Annotated in this window: 24 protein-coding genes and 1 pseudogene; 12 read left to right on the plus strand and 13 right to left on the minus strand. The window is 52.5% G+C overall.

What is annotated here, in order from left to right; genetic code table 11:
• Positions 1-15: 15 nt before the first annotated feature.
• Together bglF and surE are read right to left on the minus strand one after the other, a co-directional pair.
• Complete coding sequence (gene bglF / locus ACO7SM_RS09890) at positions 16-1,884, minus strand: PTS beta-glucoside transporter subunit IIABC (protein WP_490470917.1); 1,869 nt, start codon at positions 1,882-1,884, stop codon at positions 16-18.
• 114 nt (positions 1,885-1,998) lie between these two features.
• Positions 1,999-2,838, minus strand: a complete 840-nt coding sequence (gene surE / locus ACO7SM_RS09895) for a 5'/3'-nucleotidase SurE (protein ID WP_490470918.1) — start codon at positions 2,836-2,838, stop codon at positions 1,999-2,001.
• A gap of 592 nt (positions 2,839-3,430) precedes the next feature.
• On the opposite strand from surE, the pseudogene ACO7SM_RS09900 reads away from it, so the two are divergent.
• From ACO7SM_RS09900 to licT, 3 genes and pseudogenes are all read left to right on the plus strand, one after another.
• Positions 3,431-4,125, plus strand: a pseudogene (locus ACO7SM_RS09900) (histidine phosphatase family protein).
• Between the two features lie 274 nt (positions 4,126-4,399).
• Positions 4,400-5,545 (plus strand): OprD family outer membrane porin, encoded by a 1,146-nt coding sequence (locus ACO7SM_RS09905; RefSeq protein ID WP_490470661.1) that lies wholly within the window; start codon positions 4,400-4,402, stop codon positions 5,543-5,545.
• Positions 5,546-5,711: 166 nt separating this feature from the next.
• On the plus strand, positions 5,712-6,542 hold the full coding sequence (gene licT, locus ACO7SM_RS09910) for a BglG family transcription antiterminator LicT (protein ID WP_490470662.1): 831 nt from the start codon (positions 5,712-5,714) through the stop codon (positions 6,540-6,542).
• A gap of 203 nt (positions 6,543-6,745) precedes the next feature.
• Here licT and ychF read toward each other — a convergent pair whose 3' ends face one another.
• Both ychF and pth read right to left on the minus strand, forming a co-directional pair.
• A complete protein-coding gene (gene ychF, locus ACO7SM_RS09915) occupies positions 6,746-7,840 on the minus strand; it encodes a redox-regulated ATPase YchF (protein WP_203360980.1) in 1,095 nt (364 codons plus the stop codon).
• A gap of 116 nt (positions 7,841-7,956) precedes the next feature.
• Positions 7,957-8,541 carry an aminoacyl-tRNA hydrolase gene (gene pth / locus ACO7SM_RS09920; protein ID WP_192612443.1) on the minus strand — a complete coding sequence of 195 codons (585 nt, stop codon included), beginning with the start codon at positions 8,539-8,541 and terminating at the stop codon, positions 7,957-7,959.
• Between the two features lie 275 nt (positions 8,542-8,816).
• On the opposite strand from pth, the gene ychH reads away from it, so the two are divergent.
• Positions 8,817-9,095, plus strand: a complete 279-nt coding sequence (gene ychH, locus ACO7SM_RS09925; RefSeq protein ID WP_192612442.1) for a stress-induced protein YchH — start codon at positions 8,817-8,819, stop codon at positions 9,093-9,095.
• 65 nt (positions 9,096-9,160) lie between these two features.
• Here the strand turns inward: ychH and dauA are convergent, their stop codons facing one another.
• The 4 genes from dauA to lolB all read right to left on the minus strand — a co-directional run bounded on the left by dauA (position 9,161) and on the right by lolB (position 13,778).
• On the minus strand, positions 9,161-10,840 hold the full coding sequence (dauA, locus tag ACO7SM_RS09930) for a C4-dicarboxylic acid transporter DauA (RefSeq protein WP_490470663.1): 1,680 nt from the start codon (positions 10,838-10,840) through the stop codon (positions 9,161-9,163).
• Between the two features lie 253 nt (positions 10,841-11,093).
• Positions 11,094-12,041, minus strand: coding sequence for a ribose-phosphate diphosphokinase (gene prs, locus ACO7SM_RS09935; protein ID WP_001298109.1), 948 nt, complete (start codon positions 12,039-12,041; stop codon positions 11,094-11,096).
• Between the two features lie 265 nt (positions 12,042-12,306).
• Positions 12,307-13,158, minus strand: a complete 852-nt coding sequence (ispE, locus tag ACO7SM_RS09940; RefSeq protein ID WP_490470664.1) for a 4-(cytidine 5'-diphospho)-2-C-methyl-D-erythritol kinase — start codon at positions 13,156-13,158, stop codon at positions 12,307-12,309.
• Complete coding sequence (gene lolB / locus ACO7SM_RS09945) at positions 13,155-13,778, minus strand: lipoprotein insertase outer membrane protein LolB (RefSeq protein WP_490470665.1); 624 nt, start codon at positions 13,776-13,778, stop codon at positions 13,155-13,157. Before lolB ends, ispE begins: the two co-directional genes overlap by 4 nt.
• Positions 13,779-14,084: 306 nt before the next feature.
• Between lolB and hemA the strand changes: the two genes are divergently transcribed.
• Genes hemA through kdsA form a run of 6 tightly spaced genes read left to right on the plus strand, consistent with a single transcriptional unit; the run spans position 14,085 to position 19,390 of the window.
• Positions 14,085-15,341 carry a glutamyl-tRNA reductase gene (hemA, locus tag ACO7SM_RS09950; RefSeq protein WP_203360984.1) on the plus strand — a complete coding sequence of 419 codons (1,257 nt, stop codon included), beginning with the start codon at positions 14,085-14,087 and terminating at the stop codon, positions 15,339-15,341.
• A gap of 40 nt (positions 15,342-15,381) precedes the next feature.
• A complete protein-coding gene (gene prfA / locus ACO7SM_RS09955; protein WP_490470666.1) occupies positions 15,382-16,464 on the plus strand; it encodes a peptide chain release factor 1 in 1,083 nt (360 codons plus the stop codon).
• On the plus strand, positions 16,464-17,297 hold the full coding sequence (prmC, locus tag ACO7SM_RS09960; RefSeq protein WP_490470667.1) for a peptide chain release factor N(5)-glutamine methyltransferase: 834 nt from the start codon (positions 16,464-16,466) through the stop codon (positions 17,295-17,297). Before prfA ends, prmC begins: the two co-directional genes overlap by 1 nt.
• Positions 17,294-17,686 carry an invasion regulator SirB2 gene (sirB2, locus tag ACO7SM_RS09965; RefSeq protein ID WP_490470668.1) on the plus strand — a complete coding sequence of 131 codons (393 nt, stop codon included), beginning with the start codon at positions 17,294-17,296 and terminating at the stop codon, positions 17,684-17,686. Before prmC ends, sirB2 begins: the two co-directional genes overlap by 4 nt.
• Positions 17,687-17,689: 3 nt before the next feature.
• Complete coding sequence (gene sirB1 / locus ACO7SM_RS09970; RefSeq protein WP_490470669.1) at positions 17,690-18,499, plus strand: invasion regulator SirB1; 810 nt, start codon at positions 17,690-17,692, stop codon at positions 18,497-18,499.
• Positions 18,500-18,535: 36 nt separating this feature from the next.
• Entirely contained in the window at positions 18,536-19,390 is an 855-nt protein-coding gene (gene kdsA / locus ACO7SM_RS09975; RefSeq protein WP_136391949.1) for a 3-deoxy-8-phosphooctulonate synthase, read from the plus strand.
• 115 nt (positions 19,391-19,505) lie between these two features.
• On the opposite strand, the gene chaA is transcribed toward kdsA, so the two are convergent.
• Complete coding sequence (gene chaA / locus ACO7SM_RS09980; RefSeq protein WP_490470670.1) at positions 19,506-20,606, minus strand: sodium-potassium/proton antiporter ChaA; 1,101 nt, start codon at positions 20,604-20,606, stop codon at positions 19,506-19,508.
• Positions 20,607-21,138: 532 nt separating this feature from the next.
• On the opposite strand from chaA, the gene ACO7SM_RS09985 reads away from it, so the two are divergent.
• Entirely contained in the window at positions 21,139-21,834 is a 696-nt protein-coding gene (locus ACO7SM_RS09985; protein ID WP_490470671.1) for a gamma-glutamylcyclotransferase, read from the plus strand.
• 30 nt (positions 21,835-21,864) lie between these two features.
• On the opposite strand, the gene ACO7SM_RS09990 is transcribed toward ACO7SM_RS09985, so the two are convergent.
• Together ACO7SM_RS09990 and ACO7SM_RS09995 are read right to left on the minus strand one after the other, a co-directional pair.
• The gene (locus ACO7SM_RS09990; protein ID WP_276294884.1) at positions 21,865-22,110 is read right to left on the minus strand and encodes a DUF1883 domain-containing protein; all 246 of its coding nucleotides are present in this window, start codon (positions 22,108-22,110) and stop codon (positions 21,865-21,867) included.
• 323 nt (positions 22,111-22,433) lie between these two features.
• Positions 22,434-22,787 (minus strand): DsrE/DsrF/TusD sulfur relay family protein, encoded by a 354-nt coding sequence (locus tag ACO7SM_RS09995; protein WP_203360992.1) that lies wholly within the window; start codon positions 22,785-22,787, stop codon positions 22,434-22,436.
• Between the two features lie 212 nt (positions 22,788-22,999).
• Between ACO7SM_RS09995 and ACO7SM_RS10000 the strand changes: the two genes are divergently transcribed.
• Entirely contained in the window at positions 23,000-24,406 is a 1,407-nt protein-coding gene (locus ACO7SM_RS10000; protein WP_490470672.1) for a YchO/YchP family invasin, read from the plus strand.
• Here ACO7SM_RS10000 and narL read toward each other — a convergent pair whose 3' ends face one another.
• Together narL and narX are read right to left on the minus strand one after the other, a co-directional pair.
• Entirely contained in the window at positions 24,407-25,057 is a 651-nt protein-coding gene (gene narL / locus ACO7SM_RS10005; RefSeq protein WP_079804583.1) for a two-component system response regulator NarL, read from the minus strand.
• Positions 25,050-26,846 (minus strand): nitrate/nitrite two-component system sensor histidine kinase NarX, encoded by a 1,797-nt coding sequence (narX, locus tag ACO7SM_RS10010; protein WP_490470673.1) that lies wholly within the window; start codon positions 26,844-26,846, stop codon positions 25,050-25,052. Before narX ends, narL begins: the two co-directional genes overlap by 8 nt.
• Between the last annotated feature and the right edge of the window lie 38 nt (positions 26,847-26,884).

The raw sequence follows: 26,884 nt of genomic DNA on the forward strand, positions 1-26,884 counted from the left end.
TGTTCTCCTTTAAAATTAGTGTTTGACGCACAGGAACGGATCACCAGCATTGACGTACGGTGTTTCATGCTGGTGTTTCAGTCCGTCAAAGTCGTCACTGTTGCTCATAATGATAGGGGTGCTCAGGTCAAAACCTTTGCTGAGAATGGCTTCACGATCGAAGGTAATCAGCAGTTCACCGGGGCGAATCTTGTCGCCTTCTTTAACATGCGCCGTGAAGTGTTCACCGTTAAGTTTGACGGTATCAATACCGACGTGAATCAGGATCTCAATGCCGCTGTCGCTGAGTAACCCAATGGCATGACGTGTTGAAAACAGGCTGGCAACTTCGCCACTGAAGGGGGCAACGACTTTTCCTTCTGACGGTATGATGGCTGCTCCTGCGCCCATCAGGCCACTGGCGAAGGTGGCATCCGGCACTTCATCAAGTGCAATCGTGACGCCACTCAGGGGCGCAAGTACCGTATTTTCATCGAGAGTTGCGGTAATGGTTGCCGGAATTGGCGTTGAGGCTGCCGATGCGGCAGGCAGGCCCGCAACAATGGTCATCAGACAGGCAAAGAGGAATGAAACGGTCACACCGATAATGGCTCCCCAGACGGTGAAATCAAAACCGCTTGTCGGAATGATTTGTGCCAGTGTGAAGATACTGGCCAGTCCAAAAGAATACACCTGGCTCAGGCTAAAGCCGACGATTGCGCCGCCGATGGCTCCCCCGACGCAACCAAAAATAAACGGGCGACGATAGGGTAGCGTGACGCCATATACGGCTGGTTCGGTGATGCCAAAGACACCGGCAACAGTGGCTGAGCCGGACAGCGCTTTCAGACGCTGATCGCGGGTTTTGATGAAAACCCCCAGCGTAGCACCGACCTGTCCAAATACGGCCGGCAGCAGGATAGCCAGCATGGGATCGTGACCCACCACGGCCATGTTATTCATCATCAACGGGATCAGTCCCCAGTGCAGGCCGAAGATCACGCACACTTGCCACAGGCCTCCGAGGATGCTACCCGCCAGCCAGGGGGCGAATTTATACATGGTCTGAAAACCGGCCGCCAGCAGTTCGCCAAGACCCGTTGCTAGTGGGCCAATTGCCAGAAAGGTTAACGGCACTGTGACGGACAGGCAGATGAGCGGGGTGAGGAAGTTTTTTACCGCAGAGGGCAGTACCTTGTTGCACTGTCGTTCCAGCCAGCAACAAAACCAGGCGGCAAAAATAACGGGAATTACCGAGGAGGCGTAGTTAATAAACACCACCGGGATCCCGAGGAATGTCTCAGTTGCGCCATCTGTGCTCGCGCGAAATGCAGCAATCATCATCGGGTGGATCAGGGCACCACCGATGACCATGGTTAAGAAGGGATTACCACCAAATTTTTTGCCGGCGGTGTAGCCGAGCACCATGGGCAGGAAATAAAACAATGTATCACCGGAGGCGAACAGAATACGCCAGGTTCCGCTGTTTTCGGTCATCCAGCCGCAAACCAGACTCAGGGCGAGAAAACCTTTGAGGATACCGCAGGCTGCCATCACGCCAAGAAACGGCGTAAAAATACCCGAAACCATATCAATAAATTTTGCCAGCAGACCCCCTTTATCGTCTGATTGTTCTGTACGGCTCGGGACATCATCGCTGATACCGGCTGCCTGACAGACGGCCAGCCAGACATCATGGACGTGGTTGCCAACAACAACCTGAAACTGCCCTCCGCTCTCGATGACCATAATAATGTCGGGATTGGCTTTCAGCGCCTCAGCATCGGCCAGGCTATCATCCTTAAGCTTAAAACGAAGCCTGGTTGCGCAGTGCACTACGCTGTTGATGTTTTCACCACCGCCCACGTGATGCAGGATATCGCTGGCCAGTTCCTCAAATTTCATGTTCATTCATCTTATCCGTACTGAGATCTTTAAAACCGAATGCTGAACGGCCTACCGGTCGGTGCTACTGGTTTTGCCCGCTAGCGTAGTCATTTTGCGTCGCGCAGCAATGGACTATTTTTTTAGCAATGCTTCGTATTGTGCCTGGAACGCGGGTGCATCCCAGGAACCGTCGAACAGGGTATAGGTGATGTATCCCTTATTGAGCCAACCGGAATCAGTCTCATTCTGCGTATTTTCTAGCGCGGCCGGGTTGAGGGTCTGTTTTGCCTGACCGTTGGCCATCAATTCATAACCGATTTGTGGTACCGGGAACCTTTCATTTTCGACGTAGCGTACCCCTTTGATCTCCGCTTTTGCCAGCGCAGGGTAGTTGATGCTCAGCCCGGAACCTTTTGGCAGCAGCAGCGTACCTGGCATGTGTCTGGCATTAAGGGTTTCAACGACCTCCACGACATAATCAACGGAGTCGGGCCAGTACTTGTGAGTGCTGGGCCATTTGTTCTTCATTTCTTGTTCGCTAAGGATATAGCCGATACTGGCGGCGATCGCCGGGTAGCCGTAGCGGATTGCTCGCGCCGCTGCGCTGACGGTCCCGGAGTTCACCTGCGCCATCCCGGTGTTGGGGCCGTCATTCACACCTGAAATGACCAGATCTGGAGGACTGTTTTTCAGCACGCTCTGCAAGCCGAAATCGACGGCGTCAGCGGGCGTTCCGGGGAAGCAGAAACGTTTGTCGCCGACTTTTTTGACATCGAACAGCTTACCGGTTTTAAACGTAATGGCTGAACCAATACCGCTCTGATTTGTGGTGGGGGCGACCATCCAGACGTCAAAACCTTTGGCTGCCAGTTTTTCCTGTAATGAGATACTGCCGGGAGATTCACAACCATCAACGTTGACAATCAGTATCTTCAGCGGCTCAGAGCTGGCGAAGGCAGAACAGGAAAACATGGACAGTAACGTTGCAGCGATGAGAGTTATTTTCATCTTTAATCCTTATCTCTGACTGGCGGGGCTGAATTCAGCGCAAAAAAAAACCTAAGGCACTTTGCTGCAGCTACGCAGCAGCAAAGTGCCTTAGGTTTTGCCTGATTCAGTAACAATCCCAGAACTACAACGAAAATACGCGTTGGAATCGATTTAGTCCAGATGTCCTCGCTGGTTTCTGTGACCGGTTTCACTTTTTGGGCTTAATACATCATGTTTGCGAGTGTAAATAATCCAATATGTCACTCACGTTAGGTGTGTGATCATATTTCTGCATTTTCTATTAATAAACATGATGTCATACGAAATTATTAGTGATATGGTTCCCGACCATTGGATTGTTACTGTATCCACAGGCAAAACCTACGCTCACCTTCCGGATCAAAATTAACCGATCAGGAAGTTGGCGTAGGTTTTTTTGTTTCTGATGTTTAAAAATGATAGGCGGAGGGTCACACGTGAAAAAATATTGCTTGCTTTCCTGGTGTTGGCTAGCGTGATTAATAGCCCAGTAGTGATGGCAAATAATAAGAGCAATGCCTCTGATGAGTAAGGCATAAACATTTATATCGCACGTCATGGTAAAACGTTTTTAAATACGTTTGATCGTGTTCAGGGATGGGCGGATTTCCCTCTTACCAATCAGGGTCGCCAGAACGCACGCTATTTAGGTGAGGGGTTGAAAGATATTAATTTTGATCGTTTCTATTCCAGTGATGCAGGCCGACAGCGTGAAACAATGGCCGTTGTATTAGCTCAGAAGGGTATCACTGATTATCATCTAAATGAACTGTCAGGCCTGCGTGAGGCTTTTTTTGGCAGTTTTGAAGGGGCGCACAATAAAGAGATGGCCAATGCTGCTGCGCACAAGCTCGGCATGGCCGATGGTGGTGAATTATTCAATGCGATGATGGCAGGTAAGATTGCGCTACGCGATAGCCAGAATGCGCTGGCAAGTGCCGATCCCCGCGGCCTGGCAGAGAATTATGCGCAGGTAAAAGCACGCAGGCCGCGCTGGACACCATTGTCGAACGGGCAAAAGCGGAGGGTGATAAAAATGTTCTGGTTATTTCATCCGGTATGTCAATGCAAATCATGATCTCTGATTTGACCTCCGATCCGGCCAGAAATAAACCCATTGCCAATGCCGCAGTAGTGAAAATAGTCTATGAAAATGGCCGTTATACGGTGCCAGAGAACGGCACATTGAAATATGTTGATGCAGGGAAGAAATCTCTTGCAGGTGAATAATAATATAATTAACTGATTTTCTTTTAGGGCTGAATGCAGGTGTGCCATTTTCAGGTAGGCCCGGTTTCGGCCGCTTCTGGGATAATGAAATGAATCTGATACGTATTTCTTTTACGTTTATTATGCTTGGGGTTTCTGCATCAGTCTGGTCTGTCAATAATAATGGGCAGGCACCTTCAACTACCCAATTTGATATAGGGGTTTTGCCCCCTTTATTTCCGATTCGCATTTAACACTGTCTGCCAAGAATTACTGAAAGTATCTGAAGGAGTATATGGCCAATCCTAAGCATGTGCATAGTGCGTGGGGGCAAGGATTCGCCGTTGACTATCCGTCTGGGTATTTTGCTGACATTATCGGCGTTGATGCTGTTTATTATAGCGTCATAAAGTTAGGGGCCAGTGATTACTTTAATTCTCGTGGTATTCTGTACAGCAAGGGTAAAGGAAATAAAAAAAGCAACGCCGAAGGGTTTTCTAAATTTAGTCAACGCAATATTAAGATGAAGTATGCGCTGGGCGACACACAACTGAATGCCCGCTGGGGCTGGCAGACATTCAAGAATTATGGCGTGATATCGAGCTCCACCCGACTCTCGCCAACGACGTACTCAGGCATTAGCGGTGGGGTGACCTACGGAGATGTGGCGCTTCACGGGGCGTATTTAGAAAACGCGATGGAACTTAATTCGCCTGAAAAGGTACATTTCCAGACGAATACCGGGCGGGATATTAATCATCTGGTTGGGGGGGATGTGAAGTGGAAAACACCGTTGATGGATGTTCAGTATGCGTATGGCGAAAGTCAAAACTACCTGCGCCGTCAGCCGCTGTTTAGCAACGTCAGACCACTTCCCCGGCTGAATATTGGCAGCCAAATTTACGCCACTCAGGCACTGGATGACTACCGCGCCATACCTGCTGATAAACGCGATTTTGACGAGCAAGCCTGGCATTTCGCCCTCGATATTACCTGGACAGCAGACCGCTGGAGCAATAAATGGGGTATCGGCTATACCGATGCCAGTAAAGCTAACGAAATTGGTTTCTATCCACGTCATCTGAGTAAAAACTCGCGTGGAACGTTTATCTCAATGGCTTACGCGCGTGATGATTACATGCGTGATGGCGAGTTGGTGATGGCCGACATGGCTGATTATCAGTTAACGCCTGCGCTGACCGTGGGTCTGGTTGGTAACATTGCGCAGTTCAATTACAAGGGCAACCATGTTCGCTCCGGTGAGATTAACGCCTTCAGTCGCTGGGTTCCCACCGATCCTGTGTTTAAAAACCTGACAGTGTGGGCCATGGTTGGCCCTGGATGGTCATACAAAAGCAAGGGCAAAACACCGGTGCACTACACGCGGGCACATGTTCTGGCCTCTGAAATTATCATTGAATACCGCTTTAATATGTTCTGAATTGGATAAAAATAGCGCGCGATCTGAATCACGTTTTTCACCCAGGCAGTTCAAATAAAAACGCCGAAGTGTTAGATTACGTGAATGGATTGTAACTGCGTACTGCAGGCAAAACCTGATTTCTGGCGACTGTCAGGAGTCAGGTTTTTTTGTTTTTGGGGTTCAGATGATCATCGCCAAAATTCTTAATAATAATGTTGTCGTTATCCTCGATGCACAGCAGCGCGAACAGGTCGTGATGGGTCGTGGTCTTGCGTTTCAGAAGCGGGTCGGCGACGCGCTGGATGAGTCGCGTATCGAGAAAGTGTTCGCACTGCAAAGTGATGAGCTGGTTAACCGTTTGGGGGATTTGATGAATCAGATCCCGCTCGAGGTGATGACCACCTGCGATCGCATTATTGAACTGGCGCGCTCGCGGTTGGGGAAACTACAGGAGAGCCTGTACATTACCCTAACCGACCATTGCCACTATGCCATTGAGCGACAAAAAAAAGGGCTGGCGATCAAAAATGCGCTGTTATGGGAAACTCGGCGTTTGTATCCACGGGAGTTTGAACTGGGACAGGAGGCGAGGGCGATTATCAGTCAACGGCTTAATGTGGATCTGGCGGAAGATGAGGCCGGGTTTATTGCACTTCATTTGGTGACCGCGCAACTTAATAGTGAAATGCCTGAAGTGATGCACATCACTCAGGTGATGCAGGAGATCCTCAATCTGGTGAAGTATCAACTGCGTCTGGAATATGATGAAAGTACTCTGAGCTACCAGCGCTTTGTGACGCATCTAAAATTCTTTGCACAACGCATGCTGACGCGTACCGTGGTGCCGGATGATGATGCAACGTTGCATAGTGCCGTCAAAGAAAACTATTCCCGGGCATGGGGATGTGCTGAGAAAATTGCGTTGCATTTGCGCAAAGTGTACCAGCGAGAACTGACGACCGAGGAGATCATGTTCCTCACCATTCACATTGAGCGCGTGCGTAAGGAAGTCTGACGGTAAAGCGGGATACAAAAAAAACACGCGATGGTGTGGTTTTTTAATGTATTTAATTTCTGATGCTACATCATGGCAGGTATTGAATTGTTATGAGATGAGTTGAGACATAATGAAAAGAAAAATCCACGCAATTGCGTGGATTTTAGGGTTTTGTGGTATTCATGAGATTCAATAAAATCTCATGAGACAACCGAAACGGTTTAGACGTTGAACAGGAAGTTCATCACGTCGCCATCTTTAACGATATAGTCCTTACCTTCGGCGCGCATCTTACCGGCTTCTTTCGCACCTTGTTCACCTTTATAGGTGATGAAATCTTCGAATGCGATGGTCTGGGCACGGATAAATCCTTTTTCGAAATCGGTATGGATTTTACCTGCCGCTTGCGGTGCAGTAGCGCCGACCGGGATGGTCCACGCGCGAACTTCTTTGACACCTGCGGTGAAGTACGTCTGCAGGTTCAGTAGTTCGTAACCGGCACGAATAACGCGGTTCAGACCCGGCTCTTCGATCCCCAGTTCTGCCATAAACTCTTCGCGATCGGCATCGTCGAGTTCAGCGATATCGGATTCAACGGCGGCACACACGGCAACCACGACAGAACCTTCTGCTGCTGCGATTTCGCGCACTTTATCGAGGTACGGGTTATTTTCAAAACCGTCTTCGTTCACGTTGGCGATATACATTGTTGGCTTCAGGGTCAGGAAGCTCAGGTATTTGATTGCCGCTTTGTCTTCGTCGGTCAGATTTTTCAGCGCACGCAGCATGCCTGCGTTTTCCAGCTGCGGCAGACATTTTTCCAGTGCGGCCTGTTCGGCTTTAGCGTCTTTATCGCCGCCTTTGGCTTTCTTCTGCACGCGGTGCAGGGCACGTTCGCAGGTGTCGAGATCAGACAGTGCCAGCTCGGTATTGATAACATCAATATCGTCAGCCGGATCGACTTTGTTATTCACGTGGATGATGTTGTCGTTTTCAAAGCAGCGAACAACGTGACCGATAGCTTCGGTTTCACGGATGTTGGTCAGGAACTGATTACCCAGGCCTTCACCTTTGGATGCGCCTTTCACCAGACCTGCGATGTCGACGAATTCCATAGTGGTGGGGAGAATGCGCTGCGGCTTAACGATCTCGGCCAGTTGGTCCAGACGAGGATCGGGCATTGGTACGACACCGGTATTCGGTTCGATAGTGCAGAACGGGAAGTTTGCCGCTTCAATACCGGCTTTGGTCAGCGCATTGAACAGGGTAGATTTCCCGACGTTGGGCAAACCGACGATACCGCATTTGAATCCCATGATTTAAATCACCTTAATATCTTGATAATCAACCTGTTGTAGAAAACAGATTGTAGAAAAGTAAATAACTTTGCCTATTATACACAGCGAAAGGCAAAAATGCCGCATATCCCTGCTTATTGCGCTTTAAAGGTATGCAGCCGGCTCGTTGCTTTAGTCAGGCCATCTTTGAACCAAATCTCCGTGCAACGGGCCGCTTCGTCAATGGCTTCATCAATTAACTTCTGTTCAGAAACAGGCGGTTTGCCTAACACGAAGCCCACAACTTTGTTTTTATCGCCGGGATGCCCGATTCCGACACGTAAGCGATGAAAGTTAGGGTTATTGCCCAACTTGCTAATGATATCTTTCAGCCCGTTATGTCCGCCGTGTCCACCGCCCAGTTTAAACTTCGCCACGCCGGGAGGGAGATCCAGTTCGTCGTGAGCGACCAGAATTTCATCGGGATTAATACGGTAAAAGCTGGCCATTGCGCCAACCGCTTTGCCGCTCAGATTCATAAATGTGGTCGGGACTAAAAGGCGAACATCTTCGCCCTCCAGCGTCACTCGGGAGGTATAACCAAAGAATTTAGGCTCATCGCGCAGGGGGGCGCGCAACCGCTCTGCCAGTAAATCAACAAACCATGCGCCAGCATTGTGTCGCGTTGCTGCGTATTCAGCGCCGGGGTTTGCCAGGCCGACAATCAATTTAATCGTCACGCTATTTGTCCTGAGTATGTCTATCACTGGCGCGTAGTGTACTGTCTGCGGCGTCGCTTGACAAAAAACAGCGTGCGTTGAGAGAAGAACTGAATAATTTCCCTTGTGGACTATTGAAATGTCAAGGTGTTCAGGGGGTTATTTGTAAAGTTTTGTTGAACAGATGTTTGTAATTGTGATCGTTCCCGCACATGCAAAGATAACTGTTGTCTATACTTTACACATAAGGATTAGGGGTATTCCCTGCAACAACCCAAAAGTTCCGGAGGTGACACATGAAACGCAAAAACGCTTCGCTACTCGGCAATGTGCTCATGGGGTTGGGTTTAGTGGTAATGGTTGTTGGTGTTGGTTATTCCATTTTAAATCAGCTTCCGCAGTTTAACCTGCCGCAGTTTTTCGCACACGGCGCAGTGCTCAGTATCTTTGTCGGCGCAATCCTCTGGCTGGCAGGGGCGCGTGTTGGCGGGCATGAACAGGTGAGTGACCGATACTGGTGGGTTCGCCACTACGATAAACGGTGTCGTCGCAGCGATAATCGTCGTCACAGCTAAGTTTACGTTGCCTGTCGCTTTTTAATTACCGGTCCGCAAAGGCGCAGACCGGTAATTGTCAGTGATTACAAATCAGCCAGTGCGGCGTCGCGATTTGGGAAGAACGCCAGACGACCAGGGATTGGCTGGATACCTGCGCGCGCCATGGTGCGTAATGGCTGGAACTCCAGATTACTGATCCGCAACTCGCAGCCTTCGGGTAAACGCTTCACAAAGCGCTGAAAGGCGTCCAGACCGCCAGCATCCAGCACCGGTACCGCATCCCACTTCAGAACAACGATACGTTTGCCTTCAATACGTGATTCCAGATCGGTAAAGAGACCTTCAGCCGCCGCAAAGAACAGTGGCCCAATCACACGCAGCACCAGCACATCATCCGGAACGTCGACGTTCACTGTCGCCAGACGCGTCATACGGGCAATGCGACGCATAAAGAGCAGGGAAGCGAGAACAATCCCCACGCTAATGGCAATCACCATATCAAACAGTACCGTCAGTGACATACACATCAGCATGACGATGATGTCGTCCTTCGGCGCATGGCGCAGCAGGTCTACGACTTTGTGGGCTTCGCTCATATTCCAGGCGACCATTAGCAGCAGGGCCGCCATCGCGGAAAGCGGCAGCCAGGAAAGCAGCGGCGCCAGTACCAGAAGGGCAAGGATAACCAGAATGGCGTGGATCACGGCAGAGACAGGTGAAGTCGCGCCAGCGCGGACGTTAGCCGCAGAGCGGGCAATCGCCGCCGTCGCCGTAATGCCGCCAAAGAACGGTGCGACGATGTTACCCAGACCCTGACCGATCAGTTCGCTGTTGGCCTTATGCTTGGTGCCGGTCATACCGTCAAGCACCACGGCGCACAGCAGGGATTCAATCGCCCCAAGCATTGCCATTGAGAATGCCGCTGGAAGCAGGGCGCGCAGAGAGGCCCAACTGAGCGTGAAATCGGAATTCGGCAGATTCCACGGCAGCACTAATTGCGGCAGCAGTTGCGGAATGCCGCTCCCCTGTGAACCATCGGCGAGAATATAGTGGAACTGGGAACCGATGGTGGCGACGTGTCCCCCGGTCAGATTGACGATCCCCATGACCGCACAGCCTGCCAACAGCGCCGGAAGGTGTCCTGGCAGACGGATCCCCAAACGGGGCCACAAAATCAGGGTTCCCAGCGTGACGACGCCAATAGCGGCATCGCCCAGATTGATTGTCGGCAGCGCCATAAACAACGCGCCGACTTTCTGCAAATAGTGCTCCGGAACATGGGCCAGTTGCAGACCAAGAAAATCTTTAATTTGCATGGTCCCAATGGTGATACCAATACCGGACGTAAAGCCCAGGGTCACGGAGACAGGAATGTATTCGATCAGGCGACCAAAACGGGCCAGGCCAAAAAGGATCAGAAAAATACCGGACATCAGGGTCGCGACCAGCAGACCAGCCAGCCCGAACTGCTGCGACACCGGATAGAGGATCACCACAAACGCGGCGGTGGGGCCGGAGACGCTAAAGCGTGAACCGCCGGTCAGGGCAATGACAATCCCGGCCACGGCAGAGGTATAAAGACCGTACTGCGGCGCGACGCCACTGCCAATGGCCAGGGCCATGGCCAGTGGAATGGCAATGATCCCAACGGTTATCCCGGCGATGAGATCTCGCGTAAATCGTGAAGCGGTGTATTTCTCTTTCCAACAAGCGTCGATGAGGGCGCGGAAAGGCATCACATGTGAGGAAAATAATCTGTTCACAATAATGTTTCATCCATGAGCGCATCATCTGTCAACTTAATGGCAGGTGAAGGAGGCATCAGTCAAATCCACTTCATCCTTCAGGTTGCCTCTTCGTTGGCGGCCTTCATTCGCCCCGTCACGTACTGGCTGTACGTTCCTGGGAACTCATTTATTTGCTGTCTTGATTGATGCAGCCTGAATGATATTGTGGAGAAATAAATACTAAATAGACAAAAAAACCCGCCGCAGCGGGTCTTTGAGCCGGGTTCGATTAATGTTCGAACATAGCAGAGATTGATTCTTCGTTGCTGATACGACGAATCGCTTCGGCCAGCATACCCGACAGGGTCAATGTACGCACATTCGGCAGTGATTTGATTTCATCGCTCAGTGGAATGGTGTCACAGACAACGACTTCATCAATCACAGAATTACGCAGGTTATTTGCCGCATTACCGGAGAAGATCGGGTGAGTTGCGTAGGCGAATACACGCTTAGCACCACGTTCTTTCAGCGCTTCTGCTGCTTTGCACAGCGTACCACCGGTATCGATCATATCATCAACCAGCACGCAGTCACGGCCAGCGACGTCACCGATGATGTGCATCACCTGAGAAACGTTAGCACGCGGACGGCGTTTGTCGATGATAGCCATATCGGTATCATTCAGCAGCTTAGCGATAGCGCGGGCACGCACGACGCCACCGATATCCGGAGAAACCACAATCGGGTTGTCCAGGTTCAGCTGCAGCATGTCTTCTAACAGAATTGGGCTACCGAATACGTTATCAACCGGTACGTCAAAGAAGCCCTGGATCTGTTCAGCATGCAGGTCAACGGTCAGTACACGGTCAACGCCGACGCTGGACAGGAAGTCCGCGACGACTTTTGCCGTAATCGGCACACGAGCGGAACGTACACGACGGTCCTGACGCGCATAGCCAAAGTAAGGGATAACGGCGGTGATACGGCCTGCGGAAGCACGGCGCAGAGCATCGACCATAACGACCAATTCCATCAGGTTGTCGTTCGTTGGGGCACAAGTGGACTGGATGATGAAAATATCACCACCGCGTACATTTTCATTAATTTGTACGCTGACTTCGCCGTCGCTAAAGCGACCTACAGCGGCGTCGCCGAGAGAAGTGTACAGGCGGTTGGCAATACGTTGTGCTAGTTCCGGGGTGGCGTTACCAGCAAAAAGCTTCATATCAGGCACGAGAAGAACCTCAGGCATGCGTCCATTGGTGGATAGAATCTGCCAAAAACTGTGCGGGCCAGGCATATCCTATCCAGGCGGTGTATTAAAGAGCGCGATGCAACGTCTGGAACAAGGTGACGTTGTCACCGAAACTCAGCTTGCCCGGCTTACTCGTCATCATTCACATTTCGTGGCCGCTGGCGTCGTGTACTCGCACCGGGCGCATACGGCTGTATACGCCTGGCGATGGGTAAACTCGCCAACTTCCTGAAACGCGGACAATTTAGAGTAACGTTTTATGCAATGGGGAGAGGTTGACACCTTTCGCCACAAAGCCATTAAACCATTCCGGGGCTTGCTCAAGCACCTGGCGTGCATGGGACTCTGTATCAAATTCAGCAAAGACACAGGCCCCTGTACCAGTCAGGCGCGACGGCGCGTATTCTAACAGCCAGGAAAGCGCCGCATCAACCTCGCGAAAACGTTTTCTTGCGATAACCTCGCAATCGTTGCTGAATTCACATTTTAATAACGTTTCTATTGACCTTTTTGGCGTGTTACGTGGAAGTTGCGGATCTTTGAAAATAGTGGGTGTAGGGATGCTTACGCCAGGATGCACCACCAGATACCATTTCTCGGGTGGCGTGACCGGCGTCAGGATTTCTCCCACGCCTTCAGCAAACGCCGCATGCCCGCGAACAAAGACCGGCACGTCCGCGCCCAGCGTTAAACCCATTGCGGCCAGTTCATCAACTGGGAGTGCGCACTGCCACAGATGATTCAGCGCCACCAGGACGGTGGCCGCATTGGAAGAGCCGCCGCCCAGACCGCCGCCCATCGGCAAACGTTTCTCAATGCGAATATCCGCACCGCTTCCCGCAGGGAGTTGTCCACGCGCAGAGGCGGTATTCATCAGCAAACGCGCGGCGCGAACGATCAGATTATCGTCGTTCTCAACGCCGTCGACAGGCGTTAGCAGATGGAGCTCACCATCGTCACGTGTTTCAATGCTGATGGTGTCGCCATAGTCCAGAAACTGGAACAGCGTTTGCAGTGTGTGATAACCGTCCGCACGCTGTCCGGTGATGTATAAAAAGAGATTCAGTTTTGCCGGAGATGGCCAGTGGGTCATCATTTCACAATCCAGTTATCCATTTTCAGCTTAATGCGCTGACTTCCGTCAGACAGTTCCATATTGGCAGGCATTGCAGGCTGCGTTTTGCTGTCATAGTCGCCGTAGACCACCTTCCAGTTTCTCCCGTCCTGGCGGTATTTCAGTTCGCTCAGACGGTACTTGTCGTCCAGCGTGTAATCGGTGGCATCGCCCGGCAGCCCCAGGATCCACTGACGCAGGCTATTGAGCGGAATAGGCATCCCGGTCAGCTTGCCAATCATCTCTTCTGCGTCGTCGGCGGTATAGTGCTTACCTTTGTTGTCGACAAGCTCCACATTACCAGGTTGAACATTCAGTTCCAGCTCCGTACTGCCCAGCGGATTCGTTAACAGCAGACGATAGTTGTCCTGTCCCGTTTGTTGCCAGAAGAAGCGGGCGTAAACTTTCTGTTGGTTGGAAATATAGGCAAATGCGCCGCGCGTCTGATACTGGTGCAGGTTGCGCACCTCCTGCTGATGCTGACGCCATTGCGGGGAATCCGGGCTTTGACCGGGGCCTTTCGGGGCGTTGATGGCACAGGCAGTGAGAACCAGGCTCGCCAGCGGCAGCAGGCGGATCAGACGAAAATCAGGCAGGGTCATAGTGATGACAAATCCTTGTTGTACGGTGCAAAAATTGCCTGATGGCGCTACGCTTGTATCAGGCCTACAAACGCAACCCGTAGGCCGGAGCAGGCGAATGCGCTGCCATCCGGCAACATCTTGCCATCGGTTGCAGTTATAACCCTTAATGCTAGCGCCGCCACAGGGTATCGTCTATGGTCAAGTTATCTTAATTTGTGCGGTAAGCTATTACTCCAAAAGGGGGGACTCTCTTTTATTGACCTCGCGCATCCTGTATGATGCACCCAGTCTAACCTTATCAACGCTGGTACTATTCCCGCACACATGACCCTTTTAGCGCTTGGTATTAACCATAAAACAGCACCGGTATCGCTGCGAGAACGCGTCACGTTTTCGCCGGATACGCTCGATCAGGCGCTGGAAAGCCTGCAGGCGCTGCCGATGGTGCGAGGCGGAGTGGTGTTGTCTACGTGTAATCGTACCGAGCTATACCTTAGCGTTGAAGAGCAAGAAAACCTGCAAGAAGCGCTGATTCGTTGGTTATGCAATTACCATAACCTGAACGAAGAAGACCTGCGCAACAGCCTCTACTGGCATCAGGATAACGACGCCGTCAGCCATCTGATGCGCGTTGCCAGCGGTCTGGATTCCCTGGTGCTGGGCGAACCGCAAATCCTCGGGCAGGTGAAAAAAGCGTTTGCTGATTCAAGCCGGGGGCATCTGAATGCCAGCGATCTGGAGCGCATGTTCCAGAAGTCGTTTTCGGTGGCCAAACGCGTTCGTACAGAAACCGAGATCGGCGCCAGCGCTGTCTCTGTGGCGTTTGCCGCCTGTACGCTGGCGCGGCAAATCTTCGAGTCGCTGTCCACCGTGACCGTGTTACTGGTCGGGGCGGGGGAAACCATCGAACTGGTTGCGCGCCATCTGCGCGAACACAAAGTGAAGAAAATGATCATCGCCAACCGTACCCGCGAACGTGCGCAGGTATTGGCGGATGAAGTTGGCGCCGATGTTATCTCGCTCAGCGAGATCGACGAACGTTTGCAGGATGCGGATATTATCATCAGTTCGACGGCCAGTCCGTTGCCGATAATCGGTAAAGGGATGGTCGAACGGGCGCTGAAAAACCGCCGCAACCAACCGATATTGCTGGTTGATATCGCCGTTCCGCGCGATGTTGAACCGGAAGTCGGGAAGCTGGCGAACGCGTATCTTTACAGTGTTGATGACCTGCAAAGCATTATTTCGCACAATCTGGCGCAGCGTAAAGCGGCGGCCGTGGAAGCGGAAACCATTGTTGAACAGGAAACCAGCGAATTTATGGCCTGGCTGCGCGCTCAAAGCGCCAGCGAGACTATTCGCGAATATCGTAGCCAGTCAGAACATGTTCGTGATGAATTAACCGCAAAAGCGTTAGCCTCCCTTGAACAGGGCGGAGACCCGCAGGCTATTATGCAGGATCTGGCATGGAAACTGACCAACCGCCTGATTCATGCGCCAACCAAATCTCTTCAGCAGGCCGCCCGTGACGGGGATGACGAACGCCTGAATATTCTGCGCGACAGCCTCGGGCTGGAGTAGCAGCACACCAATCTTATTTTTACAGGGTGCATTTACGCCTATGAAGCCTTCTATCGTTGCCAAACTGGAAGCCCTGCATGAACGCCATGAAGAAGTTCAGGCCTTGTTGGGTGATGCGGGAACCATCGCAGATCAGGAACGCTTTCGCGCTTTGTCGCGTGAGTATGCGCAATTAAGCGATGTTTCTCGCTGTTTTACGGACTGGCAACAGATTCAGGACGATATTGAAACAGCACAGATGATGCTCGACGATCCTGAAATGCGTGAAATGGCGCAGGATGAACTGCGCGAAGCAAAAGAAAAATGCGAACAACTGGAACAACAGCTACAAGTTCTGCTGTTGCCACAAGATCCGGACGACGAACGTAACGCATTCCTTGAAGTGCGTGCCGGAACCGGGGGTGATGAAGCGGCATTGTTTGCCGGCGATCTGTTCCGTATGTACAGCCGCTATGCCGAAGCTCGCCGCTGGCGGGTGGAGATCATGAGCGCTAACGAAGGCGAACACGGCGGATATAAAGAGATCATTGCCAAAGTGAGCGGCGACGGCGTTTACGGCAGACTGAAATTCGAATCCGGCGGTCATCGTGTGCAGCGTGTCCCGGCGACGGAGTCACAGGGGCGTATCCATACTTCCGCCTGTACCGTGGCGGTGATGCCGGAATTACCCGAAGCGGAACTGCCGGACATCAACCCGGCCGATCTACGTATTGATACCTTCCGTTCATCAGGGGCGGGTGGTCAGCACGTTAACACCACCGATTCGGCAATCCGTATTACCCACTTACCCACCGGCATTGTCGTCGAGTGTCAGGACGAACGTTCGCAGCATAAGAACAAAGCCAAAGCGATGTCGGTGCTGGGGTCGCGCATTCGTGCAGCCGAACTGGCAAGACGTCAGCAGGCAGAAGCCTCTGAGCGCCGTAACCTGTTAGGCAGCGGCGATCGCAGCGATCGTAACCGCACCTATAACTTCCCGCAGGGGCGCGTGACCGATCACCGCATCAACCTGACGCTTTACCGTCTTGATGAGACGATGGAAGGTAAACTGGATATGCTCATTGAGCCGATTGTCCAGGAGTATCAGGCCGACCAACTGGCAGCGTTGTCTGAGCAGGAATAATGGATTACCAGTACTGGCTGCGTGACGCGATAAGTCAATTAGCGCAGAGCGAAAGCCCGCGTCGCGATGCCGAGATCCTTCTGGAGTATGTGACCGGCAAAACGCGTACCTTTATCCTGGCGTTTGGCGAGACGGTATTAACCGACACGCAGTGCGAGCAACTGAGCGTACTGCTTGCCCGCCGCCAACGGGGAGAACCCATTGCCCATTTGATTGGGGTGCGTGAATTCTGGTCACTGCCGCTGTTTGTCTCTCCCGCGACGCTGATCCCGCGTCCTGATACCGAGTGTCTGGTCGAACAGGCGCTGGCGCGTTTGCCTGACTCCGCATGTCGCATTCTTGATTTGGGAACCGGGACTGGCGCCATTGCGCTGGCGCTGGCGAGCGAACGCCCGGACTGCGATGTGGTTGCGGTCGACCGCATGGCCGACGCGGTCGCGCTGGCGTTGCGTAATAAAGCACATCTGGCGATCCCCAATGTCCGTATCCTGCAAAGCGACTGGTTCAGCGCATTGCAGGGGCAGTCGTTTGAGATGATCGTCAGTAATCCTCCGTATATTGATGAACAAGACCCGCATCTTTCTCAGGGCGATGTGCGATTCGAACCGCTGTCGGCGCTGGTTGCTGACGATCAGGGGATGGCGGATATCGCACACATTATTGCGCAGGCGCGCCATGCGCTGACGCCCGGCGGCTACCTGCTGCTGGAGCACGGCTGGCAGCAGGGGGCGTTGGTCAGAGACGCGTTCAGTCTGGCGGGGTACACACAGATTGAGACTTGCCGTGATTATGGCGATAACGAGCGTATTACGCTTGGACGTATCGCGTTATGACGGCGTTTACCCTGCTCATTGGCGTTCATCTCATCAGCATTGCGCTTTCAGTCAGCCTGCTGACCCTGCGTTACTGGTGGCGTTACAGCGGAAATCCGCTGGCAACGGCCCGCTGGGCGCGGATTGTGCCACCGGTCATTGATACCGTATTGCTGCTCAGCGGCGCGGGATTAATCCTTAAAACGCACATCCTGCCATTCACCGAACAAGGTACATGGCTGACTGAAAAGTTGTTTGGAGTTATCATTTACATCGTTTTGGGTTTTATTGCGCTTGATTACCGTCAGGTGCGCAGTCAGCAGGCGCGTGTTATCGCTTTCCCGCTGGCGCTGGTGGTGCTGTACATCATCATTAAACTCGCCACCACAAAAATACCGTTACTGGGGTAAGTCATGAAGTCGTTAGCTGATTTCGAATTTAACAAAGCGCCATTGTGCGATGGGATGATCCTGGCATCGGAGTCGATCCGTCTGGATTTCCCCACGCAATCTGTCTATGACGAGCTGGAACGACTGGTCAGCCTGGCGCACGAAGAAATTAACCAGCTCCTGTCTCAGGATGAGCAGGTGGAAAAACTGCTGGCGCTGTTTTATGGCGAATGGGGATTTACGGATACCCAGGGCGTCTACCGTCTGTCTGATGCTTTATGGCTCGATCAGGTGCTGAAAAACCGCCAGGGCAGCGCAGTCTCGCTGGGGGCTATCTTGCTGTGGGTGGCTAACCGCCTTAATCTCCCGCTGGTTCCGGTGATTTTTCCGACGCAGCTGATTCTGCGAATTGAATCACTGGAAGGGGAAATGTGGCTGATTAACCCGTTCAACGGTGAAACGCTCGATGAGCATACGCTGGAAGTCTGGCTGAAGGGCAATATCAGCCCGGTGGCGGAACTGTTCAATGAGGATCTGGACGAAGCCGATAACGCTGAAGTGATCCGTAAATTGTTGGACACCCTGAAGTCATCATTAATGGAAGAGCGGCAGATGGAACTGGCATTGCGCGCCAGCGAAGCGTTGCTGCAATTTAATCCAGAAGATCCGTATGAGATACGTGACCGCGGATTGATTTACGCGCAACTGGAATGCGAGCATGTTGCGCTGACCGATTTAAGCTATTTCGTTGAACAGTGTCCGGAAGACCCGATCAGCGAAATGATTCGTGCGCAGATTAATACTATTTCGCACAAGCAAATTGTACTGCATTAATTTATCGACATTCTTACTCATCACTAAGGCGATCCTATGAAACAAAAAGTGGTTAGCATTGGCGACATCAACGTGGCAAATGACCTGCCGTTCGTGCTGTTTGGCGGTATGAACGTGCTGGAATCCCGCGATCTTGCGATGCGCATTTGTGAGCACTATGTGACTGTTACTCAGAAACTGGGTATTCCTTACGTGTTCAAGGCCTCTTTTGATAAAGCCAACCGTTCTTCGATTCACTCTTACCGTGGCCCAGGCCTTGAAGAAGGGATGAAAATCTTCCAGGAACTGAAGCAGACGTTTGGCGTGAAAGTGATCACCGACGTTCATGAAGCCAGCCAGGCGCAGCCTGTTGCGGATGTCGTTGACGTGATTCAGTTACCCGCGTTCCTCGCGCGTCAAACCGACCTGGTTGAAGCGATGGCGAAAACCGGTGCCGTTATCAACGTGAAAAAACCCCAGTTCGTAAGCCCAGGTCAGATGGGTAACATCGTCGACAAATTCCACGAAGGCGGCAACGACAAGGTTATTCTGTGCGATCGTGGCGCTAACTTTGGTTACGATAATCTGGTCGTCGATATGCTGGGCTTTAGCGTGATGAAGAAAGTCTCCGGTAACTCTCCGGTTATTTTCGACGTCACCCACGCGCTGCAGTGCCGCGATCCGTTTGGCGCAGCCTCTGGCGGTCGTCGTGCTCAGGTTACCGAACTGGCGCGCGCCGGTATGGCGGTAGGTCTGGCGGGTCTGTTTATTGAAGCGCATCCGGATCCAGTCAACGCAAAATGTGACGGCCCGTCTGCGCTGCCGCTGGCTAAACTGGAGCAATTCCTGACCCAGATTAAAGCGATTGACGATCTGGTGAAAAGCTTCGACGAACTCGACACCGAGAACTAAGTCATTTTTGTGTGCCCGATAGCGCTGGCGCTTATCGGGCCTACAATCTGTTTGGTCGTTCCTGAATTTATTCACATTGTAGGCCGGTTAAGCGTATGCGCCACCCGGCAATCGGTCAGGCAAAAATTGTCATCAAATAGGCGACAAACAATGCCAGATGCGCCGCGCCGTTCAGGACGTTGGTGCGCCCCGTTGAAAATGAAATGTGGCAGAGGACTAACGATGTCACCATCACAATCATTTCTGGTGCGCCTAGCCCAAAGACCAGATCGTTGCCGGTTGCCCATGCAATCAGCGTGACGACCGGGACGGTCAGGGAAATCGTCGCCAGCACGGAACCGAAAAACAGGTTCATGGCGCGCTGTACCTGGTTGCTCAATACCGCTTTCAGTGCTCCCAATCCTTCAGGGGAGAGAATCAACAGCGCCACCAGGAAACCGGTAAATGCCACAGGCGCATTCATCTCGGTCAATAACATTTCCAGCGGGCTGGCATTCATTTTGGTTACGGCAATCACCGCAATCAGATGCACGATCAGCCATATCGCGTGCCACATATTGCTGTGTGCTGAGGGTTTGCCGTGATGCGGGTCATCGTCATCGCCCTCATCTTCATGCTCGTAGATGAAAAGACTTTGGTGCGTTCTGGTTTGAATCAGCAAAAATACGCCATACATCGCGGCGGAAATCGCGGCAACCAGCAGTGCCTGACCGGTGGAGAAATTCGCATCCGGCAGCGCCATTGGAAAAACCAGCACGATAATAGCCAGCGGGAACAGAGCAATAAGATATTGCTTAATCCCAAATAAATTCACATATTGCGTGGCGAATTTACGCCCGCCTAACAGTAAAGAAAAACCGACCAGACCACCGGTCACGATCATAATGATTGAATATAGCGTGTCGCGCATCAGGGTTGGCGCAGCATCGCCGGTAGCCATAAGCGCAGAAATTAAACTGACTTCGAGAATGACCACCGAGAGGCTTAAAATCAGTGAGCCATAGGGTTCGCCGAGTCGATGGGCTAATACATCCGCGTGACGGACAACGCTAAACGCGCTGCTTAAAATACCAATAAGGGCAAGAATATTAATGCCGATGACCGCTGGTAGTGACTGACTGCCTCCCCACAGGAACAGTACCACCAGGGCAACCACCGGGAAAATAAGCGAAGTCTCCTTGTGGCGGGTTTTTACCGCCTCATGCGCATGCGTCATTTTGATTCTCCAACTGTGCAGGTGCTTTTAATTATAAATGTAACAAAGATTGTAAAAAGTAACAGAAAACGCAGCCTGACCAGAGTGGTTTTACGAAATTTTACCGCATTGGCGCCTGATGCAGGCAAAGTGAATAAAAGCATCTATCTTGTTTATAGAGTATTTAAATAACAGCAGATTAGTATTTCGATAAAACAAAAAATAAGCGTCGCTGCGTAATATATGCAATGCGCTGTTGGTCATTTCACTCCCGGAAAAGACGTTGTGTACAGACGCAAGGGGGGTGAGAAAAGAGTATGAATAATGAAACGATGTCCATTGCGGATAAAAACCGAAGTGTATCGTTTCCAGAGAGTTAGTGATTCCTGCAATACGCACAATGAGCAATTGGTGCGCCGCAGCAGGGCCGTTGTCTTGCATGTGGACTGTGAATTGCATATTGTCCTGTTATTGGTTTCAGAATGTACAGCAAAAATGCCCGGAAGGCGTCAGAAAAGTGTCGCAGGGAAGTATGCAGTGGCGGAGGTGTAAGGTGTTAACGCGTGATTTTTTATTAAATGCCGACTGTAAGACGGCATTTGGTGCTATTGAAGAATCACTACTCTGGTCAGCAGAACAACGGGCAGCCTCACTGGCGGCCACGCTTGCCGACAGACCAGATGATGGACCGGTGTGGATCTTCGGTTATGGATCGTTGATGTGGAATCCGGCGTTAGAGTTCGATGAGTCCTGTACCGGCACTCTGGTCGGCTGGCATCGGGCATTTTGTCTTCGTCTGACGGCGGGGCGCGGTACGGCGTGTCGGCCAGGCCGTATGCTGGCGCTGAAAGAGGGCGGACGTACCACTGGCGTTGCCTACCGGCTACCTGACGACACGCTTGAGCAGGAGCTTACGCTGTTGTGGAAGCGAGAGATGATCACCGGCTGCTATCTGCCGACATGGTGTGAGTTGGCGCTTGATGATGGTCGGACGGTGAATGCGCTGGTCTTTATTATGGACCCTCGTCATCCGTTGTATGAATCCGATACCCGGGCGCAAATTATTGCGCCATTGATTGCCCGCGCCAGTGGCCCTTTAGGCAGCAATGCGCAGTATCTGCTGTCTCTGGAGCAGGCGCTGGTTACGTTGGGTATGCAGGATGATTGTCTGAACGAGCTGGTGGCGAATGTCAAAGCACTGCTGAGGGAGACGCCATCAGAGGGCGTTCTCAGACCGGGTTTTGCCTAAACCTGGCCCCTGAAATCAGGGGCCAGATTATCAGGCTGCAATATAACTGATCGAGTGCTCCAGCGATTGACTGTGGGCGTCGATCAGGACATTCCATACGCCGGTGTACGGTACGGTCAGCCAGGCGTTGTCACGATCCTGCACGCTTAAAATATCGGTCTGCGTGTCTTTGGCGTGTGTGCTGTCACTCATTAAATGGATATGGCAGCGCCCGGAACAGCGCACCACCACGGTATCCCCGCCAAACAATTTCAAACTTGTTTTCACTAATGCCATTTTTCACCCCATCCTGAAACCAACTGACTTCCTTGCGGAAGAACTGCGTGACGTTGTTCACATTTCACTCATTGCATAACACCAAAGGGGAGGGCTACAGATGCTGATTTTGATCAAAAAATGGCATGACGATTCAACAAAGCTGATAAAATTTCTCAGAAACGTTTCAGAAGCGTGATTACGTTGGGTGAATGGCTGTCTGTATAAGATTAAATTCGAAAATGCCGTACATTTTCAGCGAGCTTGCCTGTCGATGAGCGCTGGCAGGCAAGATCAGCAATGAAACGTTCGCTGAAATAAACGGGTCATTCCAGCGACAAACTTCAGAACGTGAGCACCTTATCGGCTGCCAGCGTCCATTGCGCCAGTTCGACAAGCGTTCCGACTTCCACGCCATCAATAAGTGGCAGGGCGGTGATCCCGCGACCGTCGGTACAGGTCTTACATAATTTCACCGGTACATTCTGGGCGGTCAGGATCTCCAGCATTTGCTGAATGTTGTAGCCTTCGGCAGGTTTCTGCCCACGCAGGCCCGCTGTCACCGCATCAGACATCAGAAACAGACGCAGATCCAGGTCGCCGGCCTGTTCGCGCAGTGCGATGGCCAGACGCAAACTGTTGAATAACGACTCACTGCCGTAAGCCGCGCCGTTGGCGACGATCACTATCTTTTGCATTTTGACTCCTGTTCTCCGGGATGAGCTAATCTTCCTGTGGGTATGTTACCGCGCAAGCGGAGCATTACCAATGAAAGTCTGGGGAATTACGCCCCCGCCAAAGCGTAAGGATATTCCTGAAAGCGTGAGAAAAAGCTGCAAAATGGATGTTGAGCAGGTATCTTTTAACCTTGTGATATCTGAATACACTGATGTAAGAAACCGTTGACGATTTGAGCCGTAGTGTTTTGCGTTTACTTCCCCTCCCGTTACTCTTGCTGCTGGCAGGCGGTATTGCCAGTGCCCAGTCTTCGTATATCCAGCAGGCGGAAAACCCCTTTGACAACAATCATGATGGCCTGCCTGATTTAGGCATGGCGCCAGAGTCCGCTGACGGCGAAAAGCACTTCGCTGAGGTGGTCAAAGCGTTTGGCGAAGCGAGCATGACGGATAACGGCCTGGACACAGGCGAACAGGCACGGCAGTTCGCGCTCGGACAGGTGCGTGATGTGGTCAGTGAAGAGGTAAATCATCAACTGGAAACCTGGCTTTCGCCGTGGGGCAATGCCAGTGTGGATATGCAAATAGACAACGAGGGGAAATTCAACGGCAGTCGCGGCAGTTGGTTTATCCCCTGGCAGGATAACACGCGTTATCTCACCTGGAGCCAACTGGGATTCACCCAGCAGGACGATGGACTGGTCAGCAATGTCGGTATCGGGCAGCGCTGGGCGCACGATGGCTGGCTACTGGGATACAACACCTTTTACGACAATTTGTTAGATGAGAATTTGCAGCGTGCTGGTGTTGGGGCTGAAGCATGGGGCGAAAATCTGCGGCTTTCTGCTAACTATTATCAACCCTTTGCGTCCTGGCGCGAGAATTCACCGACCGTCGAACAGCGCATGGCGCCGGGATACGATATTACGGCGCAAATGCGGATGCCGTTTTATCAGTATCTCAACACCAGCGTTAGCGTTGAGCAGTACTTTGGCGACAGTGTGGATCTCTTCGATTCCGGTACGGGTTTTCATAATCCGGTAGCGGTAAAACTGGGATTAAATTATACGCCGGTGCCGTTGGTGACCGTGACAGCCCAGCATAAACAGGGTGAAAGCGGGGTGAGTCAAAATAATCTTGGCCTGAACCTCAACTATCGCTTTGGCGTACCGCTTAAAAAACAACTGGCGGCCAGTGAAGTGGCAGACAGCAAATCGCTGCGCGGAAGCCGGTATGATACGCCGCAGCGTAACAATCTGCCGACGATGGAGTACCGGCAACGCAAAACGTTGACCGTATTTCTGGCGACGCCGCCCTGGGATCTTCAGCCGGGCGAAACGGTGCCGCTCAAACTGCAGGTGCGCAGCCTGCACGGGATTCGGCATGTGACGTGGCAGGGAGACACACATGCGCTGAGCCTGACGGCGGGCGCCAGCGCCGACAGCACAGAGGGCTGGACCATCATTATGCCGGCCTGGGACAGTCTTGAAGGGGCGACAAACCGCTGGCGGCTCTCGGTGGTCATCGAAGACGAGCAGGGCCAGCGCGTCTCTTCCAATGAGGTCACGCTATCACTGACCGAGCCGTTTATGGCGATGCCGGAGAATGACCCTCGCTGGCAACTGCTCCCGGAAGAGTAATCAGAAAATACGTTCCTGATGCACCCATACGGCGGCTTCAACGCGGGATTTCAGTTTCATCTTCTTCAACATATGCTTCACATGCACTTTTACCGTACTTTCGGTAATGTCGAGGCGACGGGCAATCATCTTGTTTGGCAAACCCTGGGCGATCAGTTTCAGAATATCGCGTTCACGTGGCGTCAGTTGGGTCACGTCACGATCGGACGTTGCGCGGTTGGCGCGCAGGCTGGCCGCCAGCACGGGCGTCAGGGCTTCGCTCAGCACCATTTCGCCTGCCGCCGCTTGTTGCAGGGCTTTTAACAGATCTTCCGGCTCCATGTCTTTGAGCAGATAACCGTCCGCACCGCGTTTTAGCGCCGTCACGACATCTTCTTCATGGTTGGAAACACTAAACACCACGATCCGCCCGGATAGCGCTTTTTCACGCAGTTTGTCGAGCGTTTCCAGCCCGTTCATCCCCGGCATATTCAGGTCAAGCAGGATCAGATCAGGGTCAAGGGATTCCGCCAGTTCGATACCCTGTTCACCGTTGCTGGCTTCGCCCACCACGCTAATATCGGGCGCCATACTGACAAGCTGCTTTACACCGGTACGCAGCATCGGATGATCGTCGATCAGTAGAATGGTCGCGGGTTCCTGATTATTCATGGGTATCTCCTTGAACGTCTTTGAAGTGAGTTTCGGGAATAAAGATGACGGAAACTTCTGTGCCGCCCGTCTCACGGCGGCGTACACGGCAATCGCCGCGCAAACTTTGGGCACGATCGCGCATAATAATCATGCCATAGTGATTACTGCGTTCTGCATTTTCCGGTACGCCGCAGCCGTTATCCCGGACGGTCAGTTTAACCTGATTGCCATTTTGCTCCACGGTCACGACCACTTCATCCGCATGTGAATGCTTGAGGGCGTTACTGAGCGCTTCGCGGGCAATTTGCAACAGGTGAATGGCCTGATGTGAAGGCACCAGCCGGGGCGGCAACTGGTAATCAAGCTTAACCGTAAAGCCAAACCGGGCGCTGTATTCCTGGCAACTGGACTCCAGTGCAGGCCGAAGTCCGGCTTCCGCCAGTTGTAAACGGAAGGTGGTTAACAGCTCACGTAACTGCGCCCACGAGGCATTCAGCTCGTTGCGGATCTGACTCAGCAGATCCCGGCTGCTCTCTGGCAATGCATCGCCCTGCATCTGCAGACAACTGACCTGCATTTTCATGCAGGAGAGCGATTGTGCGATCGAATCATGCAATTCGCGGGCAATGGTGGCACGCTCTTCCATGACAATCAATTGCTGCTGGCGCTCCTGGTGCCTGTCCAGCGCCAGCGTGGCGGTGAGTTGCTCGACCAGCGTGTCGACCAGTTGCTGCTGATCGTGACTCAGATGGCGCCCCTGCGGCAACGTGGCCAGCAGAATTCCGTACTGGGTATGGGCGTCGGTCAGTCGCCATTTCAGGGGCGTTCCCCCTTCAATACCCGGAAGAACACCGCGAGGGCAGAGATGACAGCCCTTATCGTCGCAACTGGCGTCAGACTGGCAGGTGAATTCCTGATGATTGTCTTCATCTTCGAAGTCATAAACGCGCAGCTCAATATCGTGCAGCAGGGTTAAATTTTGCAAACCATTGAGAACGGGCGACAGCCGCTCACACAGCGGCGCCTGTGAATGCAGACGGCGGTTCGCCTGCCACAGGAAGGAGAGGATCTGGTTTTTATGCTCCAGCCCGGCTGTTTTTTCCTGGACTCGCTGTTCCAGCACCGCATAACTTTCGGCCAGTTCTTCCGACATATTGTTGAGGGCGCTTCCCAGCGCGGCCATCTCATTGCGACCGCTAATGTGGGCGCGCTGCGTAAAATCGCGCTGGCTGACGGCGCGGGCCATCGACAGTAACTGTTTCCACGGTTGAAGCAGACGGGCGCGCAGCCAGAGGATCGTGAAGACCAGCAGCAGCGCCATAAACACCGCCATCACCCGGTGTACCATGACCACGCGCTCAATACGCATTTCAGTGGTATGGTCGAAGGCCGTTACCAGTCTGTCCAGTCCGGTGACGAAGCGGCTGACATCCTCCGCGACGGCATGTGCGCTCTGTGCTTTTTGTAATCCTGGCGACAGTTCGTTGTGCCAGTAATTCTGTAGCGCTTTAAGTTGTTCCTGCTGCCCGTCACGTTCTGCCGCACGGGTTAGCTCCGGGCTGAATGCCGTATTGTCCATCTCATCGAGCCATTTTTGATCGCTGGCATCCAACGGCACCGCCGCCAGCAGGCGATAACTCTGCATACGTAGCGACCCGGCTTTGTTGATGGCGTGAGCACTGCCTTGTACCCCCTGAACCAGCCAGCCGGAGACCGCCATACCGGCGAGGCCAATGGCGGTGGAGAGCATGACGATAAGCGCTACCTGGTTAACCAGCGTGAGCGGGGAGAAACAACGTTTAAACATGTGACTGCGTCCTTCGGGCCTTCGCTTCCTGTCTGTGG

It is taken from the genome of Citrobacter sp. LJND-P06, assembly GCF_058188415.1.